15 protein-coding genes and 1 pseudogene are annotated in these 20,979 nt (G+C 68.9%); 7 read left to right on the top strand and 9 right to left on the bottom strand.

Features of this window, described 5'->3' with window-relative positions:
* Window positions 1-35: 35 nt before the first annotated feature.
* The 6 genes from ACFYZ8_RS31895 to ACFYZ8_RS31870 all read right to left on the bottom strand — a co-directional run bounded on the left by ACFYZ8_RS31895 (window position 36) and on the right by ACFYZ8_RS31870 (window position 9,698).
* Window positions 36-3,509, bottom strand: a complete 3,474-nt coding sequence (locus ACFYZ8_RS31895; protein WP_388538772.1) for a hypothetical protein — start codon at window positions 3,507-3,509, stop codon at window positions 36-38.
* On the bottom strand, window positions 3,506-4,576 hold the full coding sequence (locus ACFYZ8_RS31890) for a hypothetical protein (RefSeq protein WP_388538771.1): 1,071 nt from the start codon (window positions 4,574-4,576) through the stop codon (window positions 3,506-3,508). Before ACFYZ8_RS31890 ends, ACFYZ8_RS31895 begins: the two co-directional genes overlap by 4 nt.
* Window positions 4,573-5,595, bottom strand: coding sequence for a hypothetical protein (locus ACFYZ8_RS31885; RefSeq protein WP_388538769.1), 1,023 nt, complete (start codon window positions 5,593-5,595; stop codon window positions 4,573-4,575). Before ACFYZ8_RS31885 ends, ACFYZ8_RS31890 begins: the two co-directional genes overlap by 4 nt.
* A complete protein-coding gene (locus ACFYZ8_RS31880) occupies window positions 5,592-7,136 on the bottom strand; it encodes a VWA domain-containing protein (protein ID WP_388538767.1) in 1,545 nt (514 codons plus the stop codon). Before ACFYZ8_RS31880 ends, ACFYZ8_RS31885 begins: the two co-directional genes overlap by 4 nt.
* Window positions 7,133-8,467, bottom strand: coding sequence for a hypothetical protein (locus ACFYZ8_RS31875; RefSeq protein WP_388538765.1), 1,335 nt, complete (start codon window positions 8,465-8,467; stop codon window positions 7,133-7,135). Before ACFYZ8_RS31875 ends, ACFYZ8_RS31880 begins: the two co-directional genes overlap by 4 nt.
* 286 nt (window positions 8,468-8,753) lie before the next feature.
* The gene (locus ACFYZ8_RS31870) at window positions 8,754-9,698 is read right to left on the bottom strand and encodes a hypothetical protein (RefSeq protein WP_388538763.1); all 945 of its coding nucleotides are present in this window, start codon (window positions 9,696-9,698) and stop codon (window positions 8,754-8,756) included.
* 173 nt (window positions 9,699-9,871) lie between these two features.
* Between ACFYZ8_RS31870 and ACFYZ8_RS31865 the strand changes: the two genes are divergently transcribed.
* From ACFYZ8_RS31865 to ACFYZ8_RS31850, 4 genes are all read left to right on the top strand, one after another.
* A complete protein-coding gene (locus tag ACFYZ8_RS31865) occupies window positions 9,872-11,002 on the top strand; it encodes an FHA domain-containing protein (RefSeq protein ID WP_388538761.1) in 1,131 nt (376 codons plus the stop codon).
* Between the two features lie 1,582 nt (window positions 11,003-12,584).
* A complete protein-coding gene (locus ACFYZ8_RS31860) occupies window positions 12,585-13,895 on the top strand; it encodes an ice-binding family protein (protein WP_388538760.1) in 1,311 nt (436 codons plus the stop codon).
* An 86-nt stretch (window positions 13,896-13,981) separates the two neighbouring features.
* Entirely contained in the window at window positions 13,982-14,662 is a 681-nt protein-coding gene (locus ACFYZ8_RS31855) for a DUF5819 family protein (RefSeq protein ID WP_388538759.1), read from the top strand.
* Complete coding sequence (locus ACFYZ8_RS31850) at window positions 14,652-15,719, top strand: HTTM domain-containing protein (RefSeq protein ID WP_388538758.1); 1,068 nt, start codon at window positions 14,652-14,654, stop codon at window positions 15,717-15,719. Before ACFYZ8_RS31855 ends, ACFYZ8_RS31850 begins: the two co-directional genes overlap by 11 nt.
* Window positions 15,720-16,271: 552 nt before the next feature.
* Here the strand turns inward: ACFYZ8_RS31850 and ACFYZ8_RS31845 are convergent.
* The 3 genes and pseudogenes from ACFYZ8_RS31845 to ACFYZ8_RS31835 form a co-directional block, all read right to left on the bottom strand.
* Window positions 16,272-16,833: pseudogene (locus ACFYZ8_RS31845) on the bottom strand (restriction endonuclease); the annotation flags it as partial.
* 17 nt (window positions 16,834-16,850) lie between these two features.
* A complete protein-coding gene (locus ACFYZ8_RS31840; RefSeq protein WP_388538756.1) occupies window positions 16,851-17,924 on the bottom strand; it encodes a fatty acid desaturase family protein in 1,074 nt (357 codons plus the stop codon).
* 394 nt (window positions 17,925-18,318) lie between these two features.
* Window positions 18,319-18,678, bottom strand: coding sequence for a hypothetical protein (locus ACFYZ8_RS31835; protein WP_388538754.1), 360 nt, complete (start codon window positions 18,676-18,678; stop codon window positions 18,319-18,321).
* Between the two features lie 414 nt (window positions 18,679-19,092).
* On the opposite strand from ACFYZ8_RS31835, the gene ACFYZ8_RS31830 reads away from it, so the two are divergent.
* The 3 genes from ACFYZ8_RS31830 to ACFYZ8_RS31820 all read left to right on the top strand — a co-directional run bounded on the left by ACFYZ8_RS31830 (window position 19,093) and on the right by ACFYZ8_RS31820 (window position 20,938).
* Window positions 19,093-19,518, top strand: coding sequence for an STAS domain-containing protein (locus ACFYZ8_RS31830; RefSeq protein ID WP_388538752.1), 426 nt, complete (start codon window positions 19,093-19,095; stop codon window positions 19,516-19,518).
* Between the two features lie 80 nt (window positions 19,519-19,598).
* Window positions 19,599-20,180, top strand: a complete 582-nt coding sequence (locus tag ACFYZ8_RS31825) for a hypothetical protein (RefSeq protein ID WP_388538750.1) — start codon at window positions 19,599-19,601, stop codon at window positions 20,178-20,180.
* Window positions 20,177-20,938: an ANTAR domain-containing protein gene (locus ACFYZ8_RS31820; protein WP_388538749.1), complete on the top strand. Its 762-nt coding sequence runs from the start codon at window positions 20,177-20,179 to the stop codon at window positions 20,936-20,938. The genes ACFYZ8_RS31825 and ACFYZ8_RS31820 overlap by 4 nt, the downstream gene beginning before the upstream one ends.
* The last annotated feature ends 41 nt before the right edge of the window (window positions 20,939-20,979 follow it).

Genomic DNA, 20,979 nt, shown 5'->3' with positions numbered 1-20,979 from the left:
GGTGCACCGGTATCGGTGGGCCCCGCTCAGTTTGCTCAGGCCGATGGACCGCGGCTCCACAAGTGGAGCAGTACACGTTCCGCCTGTTCCCCCAGAGCGAGACGCCGAGCTGCCTCCAGCCAGACGGCTGCAGGAAGCCCCCAGTCCGTGACAAGTCGATACATCGTTTGTGCTGATCCAGGCAGCGTCAGCAGTTCACCCAGCATCCGGGCTTCCGTCGGCGAGGCGTCGGTGGCGAGTACGAGGTCCAGCGCTTTGGAGCCGAAGTTCCCGACCAGCGAGAGTCCGTCCTCGCCCGCTGCCAGCAGCCACGGGGTGAGCCGACCCGCGCGGGCGCCGTGCTTCTCTCGGTGCGCCACCAGCAGCCGCAGCACGGACTCTCCAGAACCGCCTGCGAGCAGAGGCAGCCAGCGTGGCCCCCAGACGGCGATCACCGCTGCGGTCCCCGGCAGGTTCTGCTCGACCACCGCCGCGGTGACCGCCGCCCTCGGCCCGAATCGCCCGCCGACGTCGAGCAGGGACTGGAGAGAACTGGCTGCCAGCCGCTCCGTCAGAGGGGTCAGTTCGGCGAGCAAGCGACGCCTCTCAGGACTGAGTTGGTACTGGTCGGCGAACTGCTGCGCCGCCACACCCAGCCCTTCAGACAACAGGGTGCGCAGCGCATACGATGAGTCCGCGGAAGCAAGGACGAGCGGTAGTTCGCGACGCGCGCGGGGATCCAGGACGCCCTCGGGATCCACTTCGTACAACTCCAGCAGGGACGCCCGCTGTTCTGCGCTGCGCAGGTCGGCCAGCAGGGGCAGCAGGTTCGGGTCGGCGGCGAGAACCGCGGCCCGGTCCGAGGCGGCTCGGGATCCGAGGACCGCGGTGACGACGCGGTCCTCCAAGTGCGGCCCTTCCACGGCCCACTCACGGATTCTGCCGGGACGTGAAATGACGTTGCCCAGCACCCAGTCCAGTTCGTTGCCACGAGCGAGCTGCCACCGCGACCAGGCGACCGCGGCCTCGGTGCCCAGCGGCTCGGTGTCCTCCGGGCGTTCGTAGCCGCGTTCCTGGAACGCAGCCAGCACTGCCTGTGTGGTGTGGCCGATGTTGTCCGCATAGTCCTTGATCAGACTCATGGCCCGCTGGTTCAGGCCGAGTTCAAGGGCGTTGCGCAGTCCGTCGGTGCCGTAGCGTGCGAGTGCCGTCTCGGTGTCGGGGAAGCCGGCGACGACCCCAGCGATCTCCAGGTCCCCTTGCTCCCCCAGCCAGGAGGCGGCGAGGGCCGGGTGAGCGCAGACCAGCGGCCAGTCCCCGGGCGCTGTGCCCAGAAGAGTGCGGACCACCGCGGGCCCGGTGCTGCCGGCGCCCGCAGCGATCCGCAGCAATACCCGGGCGTCCACCGCCCCAGGAGGGTCCTGCGCCACCACCTGGGCCCAGCCGAGCCCGAGCACGCCCAGGTGCTCGGGCTGGCGCAGCCCGTCCAGCAGGAGCCGCCACATCTGGGGCGTGTAGCGCGCCAGCAGGTCCAGGTCGTCGCCGTGGAGATGGGGCCGCAGCAGGTCGAGCAGGCCGGGGTCCTCCATCCGTCCGGTGAGGAACTGGAGACTGGGAGCGGGAATCCGGGAGAGCAGCGAGACCAGGGTGTCGTCCATGCCGGCGATCGCGGACGCGAGCCGGGCGGGGTGGACGGTGGGAACGGCCGTGCACAACCGTCCGTGGAGACCCACGCGCCGGATCCCGGCCAGCTCGCGCAGGGCGTCGTCCATGGTCAGTCCGTCCGCGCCGATCTCGCGGTGCGGGTCGAAGACTTCGGTCAGCCGGACCGCCACAGGCAGCAGTCGGTGGGCCGCCTCCTCGTAGAGGTCGTCGGCGGCGGGCCCGAGGAGTGCCGACATCAGGCAGTCGCGGAACACCGAGCGGGGCACGCCGGACAGAGCGGTGACCAATCGCCGCATACCGGGCTCGTCGAGCAGCCGGTTCTGTCGCCACATGCCTCGTTTGTTCTGCAGGGACCGCACTGCCACCAGCAACTCGGTGTTGGTGCCGAAGCAGTCGGCCATCCGGTCCAGGAGGTTGCCGCGCTCCCGCGCGTTCATCCGCTCGGGGTCGCCGAGCCTGAGCGTCCAGCCGCCGGCGAACGTCCGGCGGCGGATCGCCTGTCCGGTGGGGCGCCGACGTGCCGCCGGTACGTTGGGGTCCTCCAGGAGGTCCGCCGAGTACTGCGCCAGTGCCGGGTCCGTCAGATACGGCAGTTGATCGGCCGGCCTGCCGGCGATTCTCGGAACGGCCAGGGATAGGTCCTCGGGATCGACTCGTTCCACGCGCCCGTCCCACGACTGTTCGATACGACGCAGGTCAGCGGCGCTCATGCGGCCGACGATCACGACGCGTGCCCGGGGAGCCGACGACAGCGCGCTGCGGACCCGGTCCACGAGCTCGGTCGGTCGCACCAGTACCCATCCCGCGCCCGACAGAAGGGTCGCGACGCGTGCGCCCTGCCGACGGCTCTCGAAGGCGGCCAGGGCCAATACCTTGGGGCCGTGATCATGCAACAGACCCAGCCTCAGGGCCTCGGGATTGATCATAAGCGGGGAGCCGCCGCGGAACTGGGCCGCGTGATCGTAGACAAGGAGAACCTGCGTGTCGGCGATATCAGCCCGCGCGCGGGCCTGTTCCTCGTCCGCGGCCGCTCGGGCCAGCGTGTCCGCCAGCTGGCCGGGGCGCAGCTCTGGGACATGCTGGAAACCCGCTGCCTTCAGGTAGGCGCGGAGGTCCGACGGTCCGGCCACCGCCCCCCAGGCTCCGGGCGCCAGTCCGCAGGACATCCAGCCCGCCAGGCGTGTCAGAGCACGTACCTGGATCTCCCGCCACCGCACCCGGGCCTCCTGGCCGGTGGCGGCCGACGGCACGTCGCTGCCCAGGAGCAGGGCACTGGGCAGCGACATTCCCTGGGGGCCCGGCAGGGCCCCCTCCCTGGGTATGTAACAGTGCCGGCCGATTCCGACCAGCACGACCGAGTCGGAGTTCACCACGAGGTGGTCGGGAGACAGCTCGATCGGCACGAATCCTTTGTTCGCCATGTCGTCGAGTGCCCGGCCGAGCGGTACCAGCGTGCGAAGAGCCTCGGCCGGGGTCCAGCGGCTGCCCTTGGTCAGCAGCGCGTCCAGGTCGTCGCACTCCTGCAAGCGCCGCGCGGGCACGAAGGGGTCGCCCGGCGCCCAAGCGGTGATCAGCCCGGGCGGCAGGCCCGGCTGGTCCACAACATCCAGCAGCGGGGGTGTGACGGGGTTGCCCGCTGCGAGCAGGGCGGAGGCCAGTCCGCGTTGCGTCCTGTTGGCGAACAGGCGCAGCGCGCCGTATACGTCCGCTGCCCTGTCCTTGACCAACCGGGTGGCCCGGATCTCGGCCGCGTCCGCTGACCGTAGATGGCCTTGGCGCACCTGAAGGGTGTGCGGCTCCCACAAGCGTTCCGAGCGGCCCCGGACAAGGTCGGGAAACCGGCCCGACGCGGCGTTCGTGATCACGGCGCGGAACCTCCCGGCGTGCGGAGCGCGGACAGCAGGACGGTGGCGCTGCGCGCGCGGGCCAGGTCGATGCGCACCCGGTCGACGGTGGCGAGGCGGAACTTGCGGGCGGAGAGAGAGGTGGCGAGAGCGGTGGTGAGGACCGGCCCGTAGCCAAGGCCGTTCAGGTAATTGCGGGCGGGGCCGATCGTCTCGAAGTCCTCGGCGTACAACTGCCGGTACTGCTCCTCGGTGAGGCGCCGCAGTCCGGCAGCGTGCGCGAGCGTGGCTCCGAGCATGTAGATGTCGAACCGCACATTTCCCTCCGTCGTCTCGCCGGGCTCGTCGGAGCCCTCCGGGGCGGGCGGAGCGTAGGCCCGGGTGGTGGTGGCGATCCGGTCGCCGATCTGTACCGCGGCGTCGTAGTCGATCAGCACGTAGCGGGCTGGCGGGCCCAGGACGAGGATGTTCTCCGGTTTGACATCGGCGTGGATCCAGCCCTTGGCGGACTTCTCGCCGGTGTGCCGCTCGGCGTGCAGCGCGGCGAGCGTGTTGCACAACTGTTCAGCGAGATCTAGGAGTTCGGCCTCCGTGTAGAAGTGCCCGTGCTGCGCCCGCTCCTCGATGTCCTGCTGCAGGGTGCGTGAGGCGTTCCCACGCTGGCCGATGAACTGCTGAATCAGAAAGCTCTCGTCGGGCGGGTCGGGATGCCTGCCCGCAGCGACCAGCGACGGCGAGGGTTGCGACTCCTCGCTGATGACGACCGGGCACTGCTGGGTGAGCTGACTCGCCCGGTGAGCAGCGTGCAGCCCCTGCCTGCGCCGACTCTCCTGGGAGGAGAGCACGCTATGCACCTGCCGCGGATCGTCGAGGGCCGTCTCCGGCCACCACATGCCCTTGACCACGACATCGCCGCCTGACCAGCGGTCCTCGGCGAGTACTGCATACCCTTGCCCCGCTCTGGCGAGCAGCCTGCGGGTGACGAACCGGCTGGCCGTTCCGTACTCGGCCGGGATCCAGGCCCGGCGCGGCAGCCCGAACTCGTCCGCGTGGTCGGCGTGTTCCCAGTGCGGGACGAACTCGCTCACGTGTCGCCTCCGAAACCGACCCGCAACCGGACCAGCCCGGGGCCGAGAAACAGTTCGTCGCCCTGTTCCAGCCCGTACGCGAGCCCCTGGGCGAGCCTGCCCGAAGTGGGCTGGCCCTCGAAGTCCAGCTCCGGATTGAGGAAGGTAACATTCCGCTCCTTCTCCGGAACGTGTTCGGCGAGGGGATTTCCGTCATCGTCCAGGTAGACCCGCACGTGTAGCCGTGAGATCGCGTCGGCGTCGTCGCGGGCGAGTCCCTTGGTGACGTCGGTGACCTCGGGGTGACGACGTGAGGCCCGGCCCAGCACAAGCCCCTCCGCTGGCACCGTGAGTATGCGCCGGACAGTGAATCCGTGCCGGACGGTCACCTGGACAGGACCTGTGCCGAGGCCTTCCGGCAGAGGTGGCTCGACCAGGATCTCGACCGCCTCGCAACTGCAGGAGCGGCAGTACCAGCGGTCGCCGTCCTTGTTGACATGCCGTGGTAGCAGCACTTCACCACCGCGCAGACAGCCGTCCGTGGACGACGTGCAGCGGAACCGAACCTCGGAGTCGTCCGGCAGCAGGCCCGCCTTGCTGCGCTTCTTCTCCCGGTCCCGCTCGATCTCCTCGTCCGTGGCCACTCCGAGCCTGCGCGGAACGAAGACAACTTGCCCGCTCACCCAGCTCACGCCCCATACACGGGAGTCGTTGCCCTGTAGCCAAGGATGCTCTCGGCGGGCATAGCGGAACTTGTCGCCGGAGACGATGCCCGCGTTGAACTTGACCGCCAGTGCGAGAATCCGGTCGTCGGCGTCGCCCCGGTACACCTCCAGCCACTGGGCTCGCTCGGCCTGCTGCAAGAGATGCTGGTCGTCGAGGAACCGCCGGACACTCGCGTCGAGGACCGCGATCGCGCCCGCACCCGGGTGATCTCGCAGCCACGCGTCGCGCACTTCAACGACCCGGGAGAACGGCCAGCGCCCTGTCCTGGTCGCGGCGACATTGGACGCGTCGATGATCACACCGGGAACAGTCACGGCGCCCTCCGCCCGTGGTGCGGCGGGAGAGTAGGGTCGTCCGCGCCCTGCCCGGTGCCGACATCGTGGTCGGATTCGCCCACCGGATGGTCGTATGACCCGCTTCCGTACCCATAAGACCCCCCGCCGTGCGCCCCGAACCCGGACAGGTCCTCGTCGTCGTCGTACAGACTCCGCTGCCTCCGCTTCTCCTGGATTTCGAGCGGAGACTGTTCGGGGATCTCCTGGAACCAGGTGGGCTTGTTCCTGGTCGAGCTGCTGCTGGAAGTGGCACGGGATTCGTTCTGCACATCCTTGCGCTGCATACCCTCGTGCAGTCCGCCGACCGCCTGCAGGAAGGCCGCCGCGAGGTTCGGGTCAGGGATATCGCGAGCGCGCTGCACGCCCTCCTCGTAGATCCGCTCCTCCTCGGAGCGTGACCCCGCGGCAGCCGCACGGTCGTTGATCTCCCTTTCGAGTTCCGCGGCGGTGACCTCCCAGCCGTACTGCGGCCGGATGTTCTGGGCCATCGGATTGCGTACGGTGGGCAGCTCCAAGCTCCTCGGCCTCAACTGCCGGGCCCCGGCGCCAGATCCGAGGCGTCCGGTCACTCTGACGATGGGCATGGGCCCCGCGCTCACCCGGCCGGGGGCGCGGAGCCTGAGCACATAGCGCACCTGGCCGTCGACTCCCTCGGCTATGGCACCGAGTTCCAGCCGTACCTCGCTGGGACGGATGCCGGCGCCGTCGGACACCACTCCGTCGAGCCGATGACGGATCGGGTCGAGCTGATAGACGGCGAGCACCTGGCAGTGCGGGTTGACCTCCACGGACAACTCTCCGCTGCCCACGACCACGTCCCTGCCGTACGCTGCGAAACGCGCCGAGATCTCCTTCATCAGGTCAGGAGCCGTGGCGCGCGCACTCACATGCCAAGTGATGCCGGTGGGCGCAAGCCCCCTCAGCAGCGCGTAGTCGGCTCCCGCACCGATCCCGATGGCGTCGGTGTGCACTTCTCGGTCGGCCGCCTTCCGGGCGATTGCGGCCAGCCGCTCGGGATCCGTCTCACCGGCGTTGGGCCAGCCGTCGCTGAGCAGTACGACCCGTCGGGATCGCGCCTGTCGCTGTTCGAGCAGGGTGTATGCCTGCCGGAGAGCGTCCTCGATGTTCGTCGAGCCCTGCTCTTCCCCGCGGGTTCCGTCCCATCCGTCCAGGCTCCGCAGTTCCCCAGCCGTGCCGGAGAACCTCAGCCCGGCCTCGCGTGCGAAGGTGATCAGGTCGACCCGGGCGTCCTCGGGCAGTGCGGCGGCCAGCCGGCGAACGCCCTCCTCGGCGAGGTCCTTGCGGCTGAGGTCGTCGGGATCGTCGGGATCAGCCCGTTCGTTGTCGGCGGCGTCGGCCCTGATGCTCATCGACAGACTGTCGTCGACCGCCAGGACGTACGAGATCTCCCCGGTCACGCGATCGGACCGGCGCAGCACACGAACAGCCACGGACACATGGAACTCGTCGCCGGTGTCGATCTCGTGCCGGTCCGCTGCGATGTCGATGTCCTCGCTCATATGTCCCCCGCCTCTCCGATCGCGCACACCAGCGCCGTGGCGTTGTCCCAGCCGCCCAGTGACTCCGCCCGCTGCACCAGGGCCGCAGCCAACGCGGGCGCCACACGGCGCCCCGATCCCTCCAGTTGCGTGGCCATTTCGGCCAGCACCGCCCCGAACCAGCGGTCCCGCTCCGGCCGGGTCGCTCCGTCCGAGGCGAGCAGCAACAGATCTCCGGGCGCTAGGCCGATGGGTCGGTGGCTCCCGCAACGCGATCCGCCGGGCCCCAGATAGCGCACCAGCGTGGACTCCTGCCCCTCCGCTTCCGGACTAATGCGCAGATGCTCGGCGTAACCGGTGTGGGACGGCGTCAGCTTCCATGTCACGTAGCGGGGTTCGTGGCCTGCCTGGCGGCCGGATCCACCCGCCGGGTCACGCAGCGGCCGTACCAGCCAGGCCTCCGCGTCGCCGAGGGACACCAGGGACGCGATGCCGTCCGGGCGCACAGTGGCGTGGACCACGGCCGCGCTGCCGCCCGCCCGCAAGACTGCGTCGTCGAGCTCCGCGACAAGTGCCTGCGGCTCCAGGTCCTCTTCCGTCGTCCACTGCAGCCTGGCCCGGGCCAGCGCCGCACGGGAGGCGACGGCGCCGGAACCGTCGTGATCGCCCGTTACTCCGTCGAAGACGGCGCAGCGCAGGATCCCGTCCTTGCCCCGCCGGGCACCTGCCGCGTCCTCGTTGTCCCCGTCCGGGTCGCCCTTGGCCTTGTGCGACCCGACCGCACTCTCCTGGTAGCAGGCGATGGAAACGCGTCCGTCGCAGCCACGCTCCAGTGCCTCGTGCAGCGGAGCCATCCCCACGGCCAGGCCCTGTCGCAGCCCGTGCCAGAGCAACCGGCGGCACACCGCGTCCAGGCCCGGCGGAAAGACGCCAGCGGACATCTCCGACAGATTCAGCGCGTCGCTGAGGTCCAGGCAGGGCCGGTCGGCGACCGCGTCCACCAGCGCTTGGACGAGTGCACGCCGGTCACGTGCCTGCGGGGCGACGTCCCGCAGGGAGTTGCGGGGCTCGATGCCGCCGTCGAGGTCGTAGCGCGGCAGAGTGGCCACCTGCCAACCGTAGGAGTCGTACCGCACGGACTCCGTTGACAGGCATCCTGGGCCGACGCGCCTCAGAGCCATGTCCACCGTTTCCCAAAGCCCGGGCAGGGCCGCGAGCAGTTCCGGAGTGTCCAGGCCAGCCTCGTGGCGCATGCTCTCGCGCAGGGTCGGTGCCAGTGTCTGGTCCCACCGGACGGTGATCTCGGGGATGACGACCGCCTGGGACTCGGCGGGCGCGTCCGGTTCCGTCACCTGCGCGGAACCGTCTGCCGGGACCACTGCTGGGCTTGGCGTCGGGCTGTCAGCCGGTCCCTCTGCGGCAGTGGACACCTCTTGTGGCGCGTCCTTCGTCCCCTTCAGGGCCTCGGGCGTGCCACTCTGCGCCGGATTCTCCTTCACCGGTGCCGGTCCCTCTTCGGCCGGCTCCCGCGCCGTTGGCTCCTTGGCGGCCTCGTCCAGTGCCTCCTCCGACGCGGGCGCCCCGGCCTTCTTCGGTAGTTCCGACTCCGCCGCTGCTCTCACCGGTGACTCCATGCGCTCATGCCCCCTTCAGTACGACGGCCAGCAGAACGGCGATCACAGCCAGCACTGTGACGAGCACAAGGCGCTGCACACTCGCACGATGCACCTGTTTCAATTGCTCGGCCAGTCCGGCGTGCTTCTCCTCCGCCCGTTCGGCGCGGGACTGCCACCGCCGCACCATCTGCTCCGCTGCTTCGCGGGCCGCCGCCACCTCCCGCTGGGCTTCCGCCTCGACCGTGGAGATCCGCTGGTCCGCTTCGCTCCGGATGCGTAGTACGGCCTCATGCGCGCGCTCTTCGCGCTGTCGGGCGTGCCGGTCTGCAAGCTCGGCTCTTTCCGCCAGCCCCCTCTTGATCAAGGCCAGTTCCTCGGCAGCCCGGCGCGCCTGCGTCTCGGCCTCGGCCCTCACCCGCTCCCGTTCCTCTGTTTCCGCCCGGCGCAGCAGGGCGTCCAGGTCGGGTCCCCTGCCTACCGGAAAACGCCGGACCCGGAGCGGCTCGTCGTCGGGCAACGGTTCCGTGTCCGAGTAGAGCTCGGCCACGGACGTCGCGACACCGACCGGCGGTTCGGCCAGTGACAGCGGCGCGGGGCGCACCAGCAGTCGGGCCGGATCCACCACCGTGACCGGACGCCAGCCGGTGAAGCCGTCGGGCTCGTCGTCGTAGACAGCGGTGAGGACGCAACCAGAGCCCAACACCGCCACGGAACCGTCGACTTCGGCCCAGAGGGTCTCGCCGGCCGTCAGCAGTGAGGCGACCGCCTCCGACGACGGAACCGGAGTGCCGGTGGGACGCGGAGGCGTACCACCGCCCGCGGACTGTTCTTCCTCGACGAAGTCAGTGCGCCAGAAGTTGTCCGCCCCAGCGGAGCCGGGGACTGACGCCCCAGGTTCGCCCACGGCAGAGCCCGGCTCCTCGTCCCCCGGTGGAGCTTCATCGATGAATGAACCCCATTCGGACACAATGCCCCCCGTTCCCGGCCATGCCCCGTGACCGCGTCTGGTTGCGCTGGACCTCTCGTCGCGATCTGCGCAATAGAACACCTCTCAACGTGGGGCGCCCATAAGGTAATTAACAACACATCGGCTCGGTTCGTCAGGGATTCGTAGAATCGGAGGGGTCTGTGGAGGAACATTTGACCGCCGACTTCGAGGACGCGTGCTTCATCGTCGACCTGTCGAACGTGGTGCGCCGACGGGACATCGGGCCGCCAGGACTGCGCTCTTTGCGGCGCCTCGCCCTCGTCGTCGACGCTGCGGCGACCCTCGCCCGCGACCCGGACGTCAGGCTCTATCTGGTGGCGGACCGCAGCTTGCGGCACGGCGGCAGGGACGAGTTCAACGACCCTGCGGATGTGCGCCTGCTGGCGAAATGGGTACGACAGGGGCTCGTCGAAGAGCTCGACGACGCTGATGAGCGTGTCTTGGAACTGTGCGAGATGACTGGAATCCCGGTCATCACCGGCGACTACTACCGGGACAAAAGGGACGAATTCGCGTTTCTTCAAGGCAATGCGGACGACTTCCTGGAGCCTGTCGCCGGCCCTGGCGACACGGTCGTACTCGTGCCTCTTGACATGGGGGTGGCCAGCGCGATGCACATCTCACGGAAGGCGGAGGAGACAGCACTGAAAAAGCAGGGCCTCCTCCGCCCTTCGCGTGCTCCCCGCTCGGAGGTGGTCAGACGCAACTGGCGCTGCCCCGAGAAGCGCTGCACCCTGTACGACACACACAGCGGCACCTACGTGGCACTACCCCGGATGCGTCGTGGCCTGCCCACGTGTGACGTGCACGGCCTTCCACTCATCGACGACGGACCACGCACGGCCACCGCACAGGTGAAGCTGATCCTGGAAGGCTCGTGCGCGGCGCGTTTCACACTGGAGGACGGGGCGATCGTACGCATCGGCCGTGCACCGACGCCCGGTGGCATCTCTCTGCACGATCTGGTGTCCGCGGAGCGGGCCATCCGCATCAGTCGCACACATGTGGAGCTCCGGACTGTCGGAGGTGTCGTACACGTAACGGATCGGAGCACCTTCGGTACCCGTTGGCAGTCCACCCGAGGCAGGTCGGGTTTTACTCCGTGGCACGATCTCACGACAGGGGTGCCACGGGAGTTTCGCAGCGGTGACCAGCTGGAGCTGACCGAGGGTGTGGTTCTGGCACGCAGCGGTCGGCGCTTCCCCACAGAACTGGCGCGAGAGTGGCAGCGGCGTAAGCCACCAGGAGGAAAGGACGCGGCAGCAGAGACACGAATGTATTGAGAAGGTAGCGATCTGACGAGGTCGAGACACCTCAGCGGGATCAGTCGGTGAGCCCTCCGCTTCGCCACTCAGGGCGAGCCCGCGACACCTGAATACTGCCCCAGGAGGGGACGACAGCTCGACACGTCCGGCCTGGTCCGGCTGCTCCGCGATCCGAAACTGCAAGCGGCCTGGTACGACGCGATCGACGCCGGGCCATCGCCTCCTGCTATGTGCAGCGCGCCGAGTTTCTCCACCGGGCCCGGAACGGACGCGAGTACGACGAGATCGTGGAGATGTTCACCGACCTCTACCCCGACGGTGGTTGGTGCCGAAGAACGCGGGGCGCTGGATCGGCGCGGTGCAACACCGTATGGCCCGGGCTGGGGAGCATCGCGGTGCCTCGCCCGCGGACCTTGTCATCGCCGCCACCGCGGCCCATCACGGTCTGACCGTCCTCCATGACGAAGGAGAGCCGGACAGCCCGGACGATCAACCATCTGGCACGAATCTGGCACGCGACAACTGATCACCACGAACAGCAAAAAGGCCCGGGTCTCTGACCTGGGCCTTATCCATGGAGCGGGTGACGAGAATGGGACTCGCGCTCTCAGCTTGGGAAGCGTCGGCGCTTGTATGGCCACATGGCTTCTGATCTGCGTGGATTCGTTGGGCTACCGGAGGCGCGAGGATCTGGTGACGCCGCTGTTGACCGTGGTTGTCCGCTCTGAAGGGCACGCTATGGGAACGACTCCGTGAAGCGAACGAGCGCCGTGCCCGTCGCCTTCTCCGCGCTCGGACTTATCGGCTCACGGGTGGTGGTGTCCACGTACGCCGCTTCGAGCACGTCGATCTTCTGGCCCTTCGGATCGATGACCCGGCGATCGCGCCGCTCGCGGACATCCGCTGCCCTGGATCATGCTCTCTTGTTCCGACCCACGCGCCTGCCGTGCAGTCGGCCCATGCAATGTTGCCCGGCACTGATCGGGCGGCCCGCCGACGGCGGTGACAACGTCTCCGGCGTAACACGCCGGAGACGCCCTTCCGGGTGGTTGCACGTGAGAGTGAACCAACCCACAGACAATAGTACCGCGGACCGTGCTGCTCGGAAATGTTCCGAGCGCTGCCTCGGCCGCGCTCTTCCTGCGGCCTGCCAGGCGCCGGATGCCTGGTGTGTCGGTGTGAGTGTGCTGGGTGTATCGCCCGTGGCTTTGGCGGTTGCGACCAGACCCTCCCTCATCGGATAAGCGCAGACAGTGGACCGGATTCTCGTCGCGATAGAAAGATCATTAAGTCGTCCCGTCTCGGTCGCTGCCGATAGGGCCGACGGCCCACCATGGGTGACATGTGATCCTCTGGCGGCGGTCTCCCGCTCCGTCGATCGTGCCGGCTGGACGCCTCTGGCGATAGTTCATATTTCAGAGCCATCCAGCCTATTAAGTATTCCTATGCATTTCGAGGTTCGTTCCCTGATTCCGGAGAACTTGCTCAGATAAATCATCGACCGGCATGCCCCTCAGTAATATGCAAACGCCGCAAACAGGTGATTCTCTGCGACCGGGACTGCCAGGATTTTCATCCGTACCAAGGAGTTGGCCCCTCGATGACGCTGAACATTCCCGATGCGCCGCTACGGCGCACCATGTCGGTGTGGATCACGGCGGTAGCGGCTGTGGTGATCGCCGCCGTTGTCCTCGTTCTGACGCCGACGCGCGCAAGTGCCATTGCCACCCCCGTGCCAATCGGTACGACGCTGGCCACCTACGGAGTACTGGGTGGCGCGACGGTCACCAATACCGGCCCCACGGTGGTCAATGGTCTCAACGTCGGTGTGAGCCCCGGTACAGCCATCACCGGGTTCCCGCCCGGCGTTGTGACGCCGCCCGGGACTCTGCACGCTGCCGATGCCCACGCAGGCCAGGCCAAGGTCGAGCTGACCACGGCGTACAACCAGGCCGCCGGACAGTCGCTGAACCCCGTCGTGTACAACGACGCTCCCCACGAGTTCGGCGGCCAAGTACTGACGCCGGGCCTCTACAGGGCGAACAGCAGCGCACAGATCACCGGCACACTCACCCTGGACGCCCAGGGCGACGCCAATGCCGTCTGGGTGTTCCAGATCGGTTCGACCCTGACGACGGCGGCCGAGAACAGCACGGTGAGCCTCGTCAATGGCGCCTCGCCGTGCAATGTGTTCTGGCAGGTGGGCAGTTCGGCCACGCTCGGTACACACACCTCGTTCGTGGGCACCATCCTGGCCAACACCTCGATCAGTGCCACCACGGGGGCGACCATCAACGGCCGACTGCTGGCCGACGCGGGCGGTACCGGTAACGGCGCCGTGACGCTGGACACCAACAGGATCTTCCTGGGGCCGTGCGCGGCCGGGGGCACGGGTGGCACCACCGGTGGCCTGATCACGGGAGGTGTGATCGCCGGCACCACGACGGGCGGCACCACGACGGGCGGCACCACGACAGGCGGCACCACGACGGGCGGCGTCATCGGCGGCGTGCCGACGGGTGGCGGAACCGGCGGCGCCCTGGGTGGTCTTCTCGGCGGTGTCCTGACGACGGGCGGAACCACCGGAGGCGCCTTGGGCGGCCTCGTCGCGGGCACCACGGGCAGCGTCACGGGCGGTGGAAGCGGTGGTGGGACCGGCGGCAATGAGCACGACCACGACCACGGTGGGAAGCCCGAAGACCACGACCACGACCACGATCACGGTGGGAAGCCCGAAGACCACGATCACGGTGGGAAGCCGGGTGGCCACGATTACGGTGGGAAGCCGGGTGGCCACGACCATGGCGAGAAGCCGGGCGGCTATGACCATGGCGAGAAGCCGGGCGGCTATGACAGCGATTACCAAGGCCACGACAAGAAGCACGAAGGCCACGACAAGAAGGCTGCCTGACTCCATGTGAGCGAGCAGAACGAGCGGCGCGCGGCGGATCGTTGTCGATTCCGTCGCGCGCCGTTGGCGAATTCTCAGGAGAAGCGATGAGAGAAGCCAGGACCCGAGTTGAGCCGACAGAACGGAGAGATCGGGGTGGGACAACCTCTGCGCACCACCACCCGCCTGCCAAGCCTTCGCCCGCTCTCCTGAAAGCGGGAACGAGTGCTGCAGTGATCCTTTGCCTGGCGACGGCCCTGACCCATGTCCTCCTCGTGTTTTTGCACGTGGCACCACCGAATCCCCTCTCCCGGCAGTACAGCCGTCAGGTCGATGCGTGGGTCTTCCCGCTGTTCGAGCAGAACTGGCGGCTCTTCGCGCCGGATCCCGAGTCGGTCAACCGGGAGATTTCGGCGAGGACCATGCACACCGTCCCGGACGGCACTGTGCAGGTGAGCGGCTGGTTCGATCTGACGGCCCTCGACAACTCGGCGGTGAAGCACAACGCGTTCCCGAGCCACACGGCACAGAACACCCTGCGGCGGGCTTGGAGTTCGTACGTGGAAACCCACGGTGGTGACGATCGCCCTCGCTCGGAGCGGGCGCTGATGATCCAGAAGTACCTGACCAACATCGCCGCAGAACGCATCTCCGGTCATCGGGGCGGCGCCTTCGAGTCGGTCCAGCTGCGGGTGATCACGGTGCCCATCGCCGGGCCCGCCGCCGCACCGGCGTCTCCCGAAACGCGGTATCTGCCGTGGTGGAAGGTGACCTCCCATGGAAACTGAGCAGACACGCGCACCGCACCGGATCGTTGCGTTCCTCACCGTCCTGGCCGAGCGGCCGGTCTCCCTCTACGCCGCGGCGGTCCTGCGCATCGGTTACGGACTTCTCTACCTCGTCTTCCTGTTGCGCGAGTTTCCGCACCGCGACGAGATCTGGGGCCCCGGGTCGCCGTGGACTCCCGAGCTGGCGAGGCAGCTGTTCGACCAGACGGGGTGGGCCAGCATCCTCACGCTCTCCGACAGCCGAGCGTACTTCGAGGTCTGTTACGTGTTGGCCCTCGTCACGTCGGCGCTGTTCATGCTGGGCTGGCGGACCAGAGCGGTGTCCGTTCTGTTCGCTGTCGTGGTGGCCTCGTTCCACGCCAGAGCGATCTTCATGACCGACGGAGGGGACAACCTGATCCTCCTCATGGCCCTGTACCTCGTCTTCACCGCGTGCGGCAGGCGCTGGTCGCTGGATGCGCGCAGAACCTCCCTTCGGACCTCCGCGGGCACGACACCGCACGCACCGATGACTCCGGGCGCAGAGGAACTCTGTCGATTTCGCCGGACGCTGACGGCGGTACTCCACAACTGCGGCATGTTCGTCATCGCGGCCCAGGTCTGCTTCCTCTACGGATCCGCGGGTCTGTACAAGGTGCAGGGCGGCTCGTGGGGCAACGGCACCGCCCTCCACTACGTCCTGAACCTTGACCTGTTCCGCCCCTGGCCCGAGCTCTCGCTCATGGTGGACGAGCACGACGTGATGATCAGCATCGCCTGCTACCTGACGGTGCTGCTGCAGGTCGGGTTCCCGTTCGTCCTGTTCGGACGGCTCAAGTACCCGGTCCTGACCATGCTGCTGGGCATGCACCTGAGCATCGCCGTCCTCATGGGGCTGCCCCTCTTCTCCGGCGCGATGATCATCGCGGATGCCGTGTTCCTGCCGGACCGCTTCTACCGGTCACTGGGACGACTGTGGCGGCGCACTCGCGGGCGGCCACCCGTCTGGAGTACGGGTGCTCCGCCGGGCGGAGAGCCTGCACTCGTGCCGTCGCAGGCCGTACCGTCGAGCAACTGAAGGCCTTGTGGTCGGCCGCACTGTCCCGGTGTGAGCTCCTCGCGCAGCCCCGCCTGCCGGCCGTGCGGATACGCGTGTCGGGTCACGGTCGGGGAAGGGCTCGCGGCCACCTTCGTACCGACCTCCGGCCCGTTCTCCCCGGCCTCCTCCACCGGGTACGTGGTGGCGCCCAGCGCGAATCCGCCGACCCCCGCCAGCACGGCAACGAGCGTCAGTAGTACGGACGTTCGCCGCCCGGGCGCCCGGTGAGCGGCGGCCGAGGTGCGCCCGGAGCCGGTCGCGGCGGCGGAATCGGCGCTGGAACCGGTCCTCTGTTCCCCCGGCCGCCGCGAGCTGCTCACGCGCTCGCTCCACCCGCATACGCTCCGATGGTCAGCCGCCGGTGAAGCTCTGCTTCTGCGAGGAGGTGCCTGCCGTAGCGTCCGCGTGCGAGAAGGACTGTGTGACGGGTGCGGACGCGCCGCGCAATCGCGCAGCAGAGCGGGACGTTGGTGCCGTCGTCGGTGTCCACTCGGTTGTGTCCGGCGGGCGGCACGGGGCACAGCGCGTCGATCAGGAGGCCGAGGGCTGTGTCTTTGCACAGGTCGCAGTGGCAGCGCGCGGAGTGTCGTGGGAGACCTGGTTGGTGTGCGAGCGTCGTGGGCCGCGGCGACGGGCGGGTGCCCGGCTGTGGGCCTGTAAGGGGGCAGCCCGCGAGCGATATGACCTGTTGGCCGGCGACGGCGCTGCTGCCGGCGAAGCGCTGCGACACCAGGACGCGGTGGCTGTCGCCGATGCCGAGGACGCCTTTGTCGAGGAGTTTGCGGTGCAGTGAGCACAGGCGCGGAGCGTTGGTGACATTGTCCGGGCCGCGAGGGTCCGCCAGCGCACGTGCGCGGCGTTCAACCCGACCGGCACCGCGCTGATCTTGCCGTCGTAGCCGCAGCGGGCCACTGGTACTCGCGGGCGGTCAGCACCGACTCTCGCATCCGCCGGTTCCGCTTCCTCCGTGCCGTCGAGAGGTGTTGGACCTTCCTCGGCTCCGGTTCCAGGCCGACGGATCGCGCAACTCGTCGTGGAGCGCGGGCGGGAAGCGAAGGCAGAGCAGTAACCGTGCGATCCGGGTGCGGAGTTGGCGGGGTGTGCCGTCCGCTACACGTCACTGCCGCCGATGGCGGCCGCAGGTGCCTGGGCTGCGACGTTGGTGTGCCGGAGCGGTGCTCCGGCCTGATGGAGGCTGGCGAGGGCCAGGCGGTAGGAGGTGAGCAGCCCGGTCTCCGCATAGTCCAGACCCAGCTCCTGGCAGTGGCGCCGCACGACGGGCCGGGCCTTGCGCAGGTTGGGGCTGGGCATGCTCGGGAACAGGTGGTGCTCGATCTGGTGGTTCAGCCCGCCCAGTGCGATGTCGGTGAACAGGCCGCCGCGCACGTTGCGTGAGGTGAGCACTTGGCGGCGCAGGAAGTCCGGGCGGTCCTCGCCTGTCAGGATCGGCATGCCCTTGTGGTTGGGCGCGAAGAGGGAGCCCAAGTAGACGCCGAACAGGCCCTGGTGGACGGCGAGGAAGGCGATCGCCATGCCGGGCGGCAGCAGCCACAGCAGGACGGTCAGGTAGAGCGCGAAGTGTCCGAACAGCAGGGCACCGTCGAGAGTTCGGTGCTTGAGCGAGCGGTTGGCCAGCGCCTTCACGCTCGACACATGCAGGTTGAACCCCTCCAGGGTGAGGAGCGGAAAAAACAGGAACGCCTGCCAGCGGCCGATCAGACGGGGGAGCCCCTTGGCGGCCCGGGCCTGGTCCTGGGACCAGACCAGCAGGTCGGGATCGAGGTCGGGGTCGAGTTCCTCATGGTTGGGGTTGGCGTGGTGGCGGGTGTGCTTGTCCTGCCACCACCCGTAGCTCATCCCGACGCCGGCGCCGGCGATCCGCCCGGATGCTTCGCTGGCCCGGCGTCGACGGAACACCTGACGGTGGGCCGCGTCATGGGCGAGAAGGGCGACCTGGCCGAAGACCACGGCCAGGAACGCGGCGACCGCCAGGGTCCACCAACTGTCGCCGATGAGTGCGACGGCGGCCCACCCACTGACGTACAGCGCGGCGACCCCCGTGATCCGCAGTGCGTAATAGCCGGGACGGCGCTCCAGCAGGCCGGCATCAGTGATCTTTCGCGACAGTCGGGCGAAGTCGCTGCCCGAGGTCTTCGGGAGAAGGGGGCGAGTATTGCTGCTCATGATGAAACTCTCTCCGAAGGAGGCAGTGGCTCGGCGCTGCCTGGGGAGCCGCTGAGACCGGGCCGCAGCCTGGTCATGCGCTTGCTCCGCAGCGGGAAGCGCATCGTGTGACCGGGGAGCGAGGATGACGTTCGCTTCGACAGCCGACGGCCGTGCAGACCTCCTGTCTGGCTGCGAGTGCCCTGCCGGGCAGGTCTTACACCGTGACGGGGCAGGGCAAGTGTCCCGGGCCGGGCATTCGATGTGCGCAGCGGACGAGCGCGGCCTGGACGGGACAGGACGATTCACCGGCCATCGTCCTGAACGTCACCGGCGCCCGGGTCACTTCCGGCGTGGGCCTGGAGGGCCGATGCCTGTGCCACGCGCGGGAGTTCCTCGAGCGGCAGGCGGCCGGTCAGCGCACCGCCGAAGACGACGACATCCGTGAGAAGACGAGCTGGGAGAAGACCCGGAGACCGAGCAGCCCGAGCGCCGATACCTCCGGGCCGGGAACGAGGGCACTCCAGGCGATCCGCCCGCCGAGCAGCATCCGCTGCGACCACCAGAAGAACAGGACGGCGATCGGTTTCGCGGCCGGCGTGCCGGCCGGTGAATGGCGCCACAGCGTGGCCCGGCTGCCCCGCCGCCACCGACTGCTGACCGGGGCCCTGCTGGTCGCGGCCCGCCGCCCCGCCACCGCCCGCCTCAATTGCAGTGCACCGGCGACGCCGACGGCCGAGACCGCCCCGACGTCCTCCTGCCGCAGCCCTTGCAAAAGATCCAGAGCTCAGTCCGATGCGAGCGGCCGCCTTCCCGTCATGGGGTCAAGTACCGTGCAGGACACCGGATATGACAGCGCCGCGGCACTTCGACATCGTCCACATGCTGAGATTAGGCGGCTTCGGCCGTCTGTCGCACTGGGCCAGGACTATGCTGCCGTACAAGCGTCCCAGACCCCGGCGGCTTGTCGTTTCGCGACACAGATGGCTGCGCGGAGCGGACCTCCCGTCCGTCATCCGACGCGTCCCTGGAGAGAACCGGGCGGGCCCCATGTCCTGTTGCGCAGGCCCTCGGACCACCCGTCGTTCCGCCTCCGCCGTACGTACGCCCCTGCCGGCGGTGCGCCAAGAGGAGCCGGGCTCCCGGCGTCCTCGTCTCGCTGCCGGATGGTCTTCGGAACCGAGGCGTCATGCCCCTCCCACGGCTCACCATCCATCGTCATGACCGACGGAAACGGGCACTGATCACCCTGGCCGGTGAGATCGACCTGGAAACGGCACCGCTGGTGTGCGCGGTGCTGGCGCGATGCCTGAGCGACGGCATCCGCGTCGTCGATGTCGACCTCACTCCTGTGACCTTCTGCGACTGCAGCGGCCTCAACGCCTTCCTCGACGCCGCGCAGCGGACCAAGGAGGCCGGCGGGGTCCTGCAACTGCACAACCCGCCACAGTCACTGGGGCGGATCCTCGACCTCACCGGCTGCGGTTTCCTGCTCCTCGGCCTTCCGCTCGGGCATCTGCCGCCGTCTCTCGGGGACGTCCCCGACCCGGTCGCTCCAGCCCGGCCGGACCGGAGTGTTCCGCTGGTGACTGTCCTCTCGGGCGATGTGCGGTGAAGGCCCGGCCCGGACAGGAGCAGCCGCACGAGCCGCATGCGGGCCACTCGTCCACCAGGGGCGCGGTGCGGTTGCGCCACGTGAACCGCTGGCTGGCGCAGGACCTGGGCGAAGAGCTGGCGGATCTGTACGTCGACTCCCGGGAGACGTCCGCCGCCGAGGCGTACCACAACCGCAGCCGCCAGGACTTCCTGAACCGTCTCACCGGCGACATCCGGCGGTCGGGGTTCGCCATGGTGATCGCGGAGACGGACCGCCTGGCGGGATGCGCCTTCGGGTTCCCGGTGGCCAGTGACGGCACCTGGTGGCTCGGGTTCGACGGAGCACTGCCGCAGAGCATCGAGCAGCTCACCGCGTCCGGCGGCGTCTTCGCCATCACCAGCGTCCTGGTCCGGCCACACCCGCGGGACCAGGACGTGGCCCGCCGTCTGCAGGAGCGGCTGCTGAGCGGGCACCAGGCATCCCTCGGCGCCACCTTGGCGGATCCGGGCGATCACCCGACCCTCACGTCGCTCCGTTCCTGGGGATGGCTGGACATGGGAGAGGTATGGCGGCCGACGGGCCCGACCATGTTCCGTGCGCTGGTACTCCCCCTCGGGGAACGCGCCACGGCGCGGCTGGAGGGCGTGGCCCACGGTGCCTGGACGCGGTGGCCCGGATGAGGGCCGACAGCCGGTCGGCCCGCATCCAGGTGCTGGTCGCCGAGCAGGCGGCCCGCCGCGGCGCCCCGGTCGGTGTGGTGGACGTGTGCGCTGCCGCCGTGGCCGCTTTGCCGGTCGGCGGAGCCGGGGCGTCGGCGATGTCCAGGACCACCGCGAGCCATCCGCTGTGCGGCACCGACGACATCAGCCGGCAGTTGGAGGAACTCCAGCTCACCCTGGGCGAGGGCCCCTGCGTGGACGCCTTCGCCCACGGCTCGGCCGTCCTGTCCCCCGATCTGCTGACCGGCGGGGTGCAGGACCGCTGGCCCGTGTTCGCCGACGCGGCCTTGGAAGCCGGGGCACGCGCCGTCTTCGCACTCCCCCTGCAGATCGGGGCGATCAGCCCGGGAGTCCTCGACCTGTACGCCGATGTGCCGACCGTGCTGGACGCGGAGGAGCTGGCCGACGCGCTGGCGTTCGCCGATCTCGCGACGCTGCTGCTGCTCGACGCGCGGATCGACGAGACGGGCGGGCAGGCCGGCGCACCGACACGGGACCACGGCTTCGAGGACCTCGGCGGAAACCGGGCGGAGATCGACCAGGCCACCGGCGTCCTCACCGTCCAGCTCGAAGTCGGCATCGACGAAGCCTTCGTCCGGCTCCGCGCCTACGCCTATACGCAAGGGCGCCGGCTCGCCGACGTGGCCGCCGACGTGGTGGCCCACCGACTCCGCTTCTCCCCGGACAGCGAACCGACACGGACCGGCAACGGCAACTGACCATCGGCTCAGGCCGACGAACGCGCTGCGCTTCCCGCCCC

Source organism: Streptomyces sp. NPDC001668 (assembly GCF_042893155.1).
In the GTDB taxonomy this organism is placed as follows: Bacteria; Actinomycetota; Actinomycetes; order Streptomycetales; family Streptomycetaceae; genus Streptomyces.
The sequence above is the reverse complement of the archived record's forward strand: the minus strand, read 5'-3'. Positions and strand labels throughout refer to the sequence as shown.

Excerpts from the sequence above, each read along its gene's own strand:
- ACFYZ8_RS31880 (WP_388538767.1), bottom strand. The coding sequence starts at position 7,136 with ATGAGCGAGGACATCGACATCGCAGCGGACCGGCACGAGATCGACACC.
- ACFYZ8_RS31860 (WP_388538760.1), top strand. The coding sequence starts at position 12,585 with ATGACGCTGAACATTCCCGATGCGCCGCTACGGCGCACCATGTCGGTG.
- ACFYZ8_RS31855 (WP_388538759.1), top strand. The coding sequence starts at position 13,982 with ATGAGAGAAGCCAGGACCCGAGTTGAGCCGACAGAACGGAGAGATCGG.
- ACFYZ8_RS31850 (WP_388538758.1), top strand. The coding sequence starts at position 14,652 with ATGGAAACTGAGCAGACACGCGCACCGCACCGGATCGTTGCGTTCCTC.
- ACFYZ8_RS31840 (WP_388538756.1), bottom strand. The coding sequence starts at position 17,924 with ATGAGCAGCAATACTCGCCCCCTTCTCCCGAAGACCTCGGGCAGCGAC.
- ACFYZ8_RS31830 (WP_388538752.1), top strand. The coding sequence starts at position 19,093 with ATGCCCCTCCCACGGCTCACCATCCATCGTCATGACCGACGGAAACGG.
- ACFYZ8_RS31820 (WP_388538749.1), top strand. The coding sequence starts at position 20,177 with ATGAGGGCCGACAGCCGGTCGGCCCGCATCCAGGTGCTGGTCGCCGAG.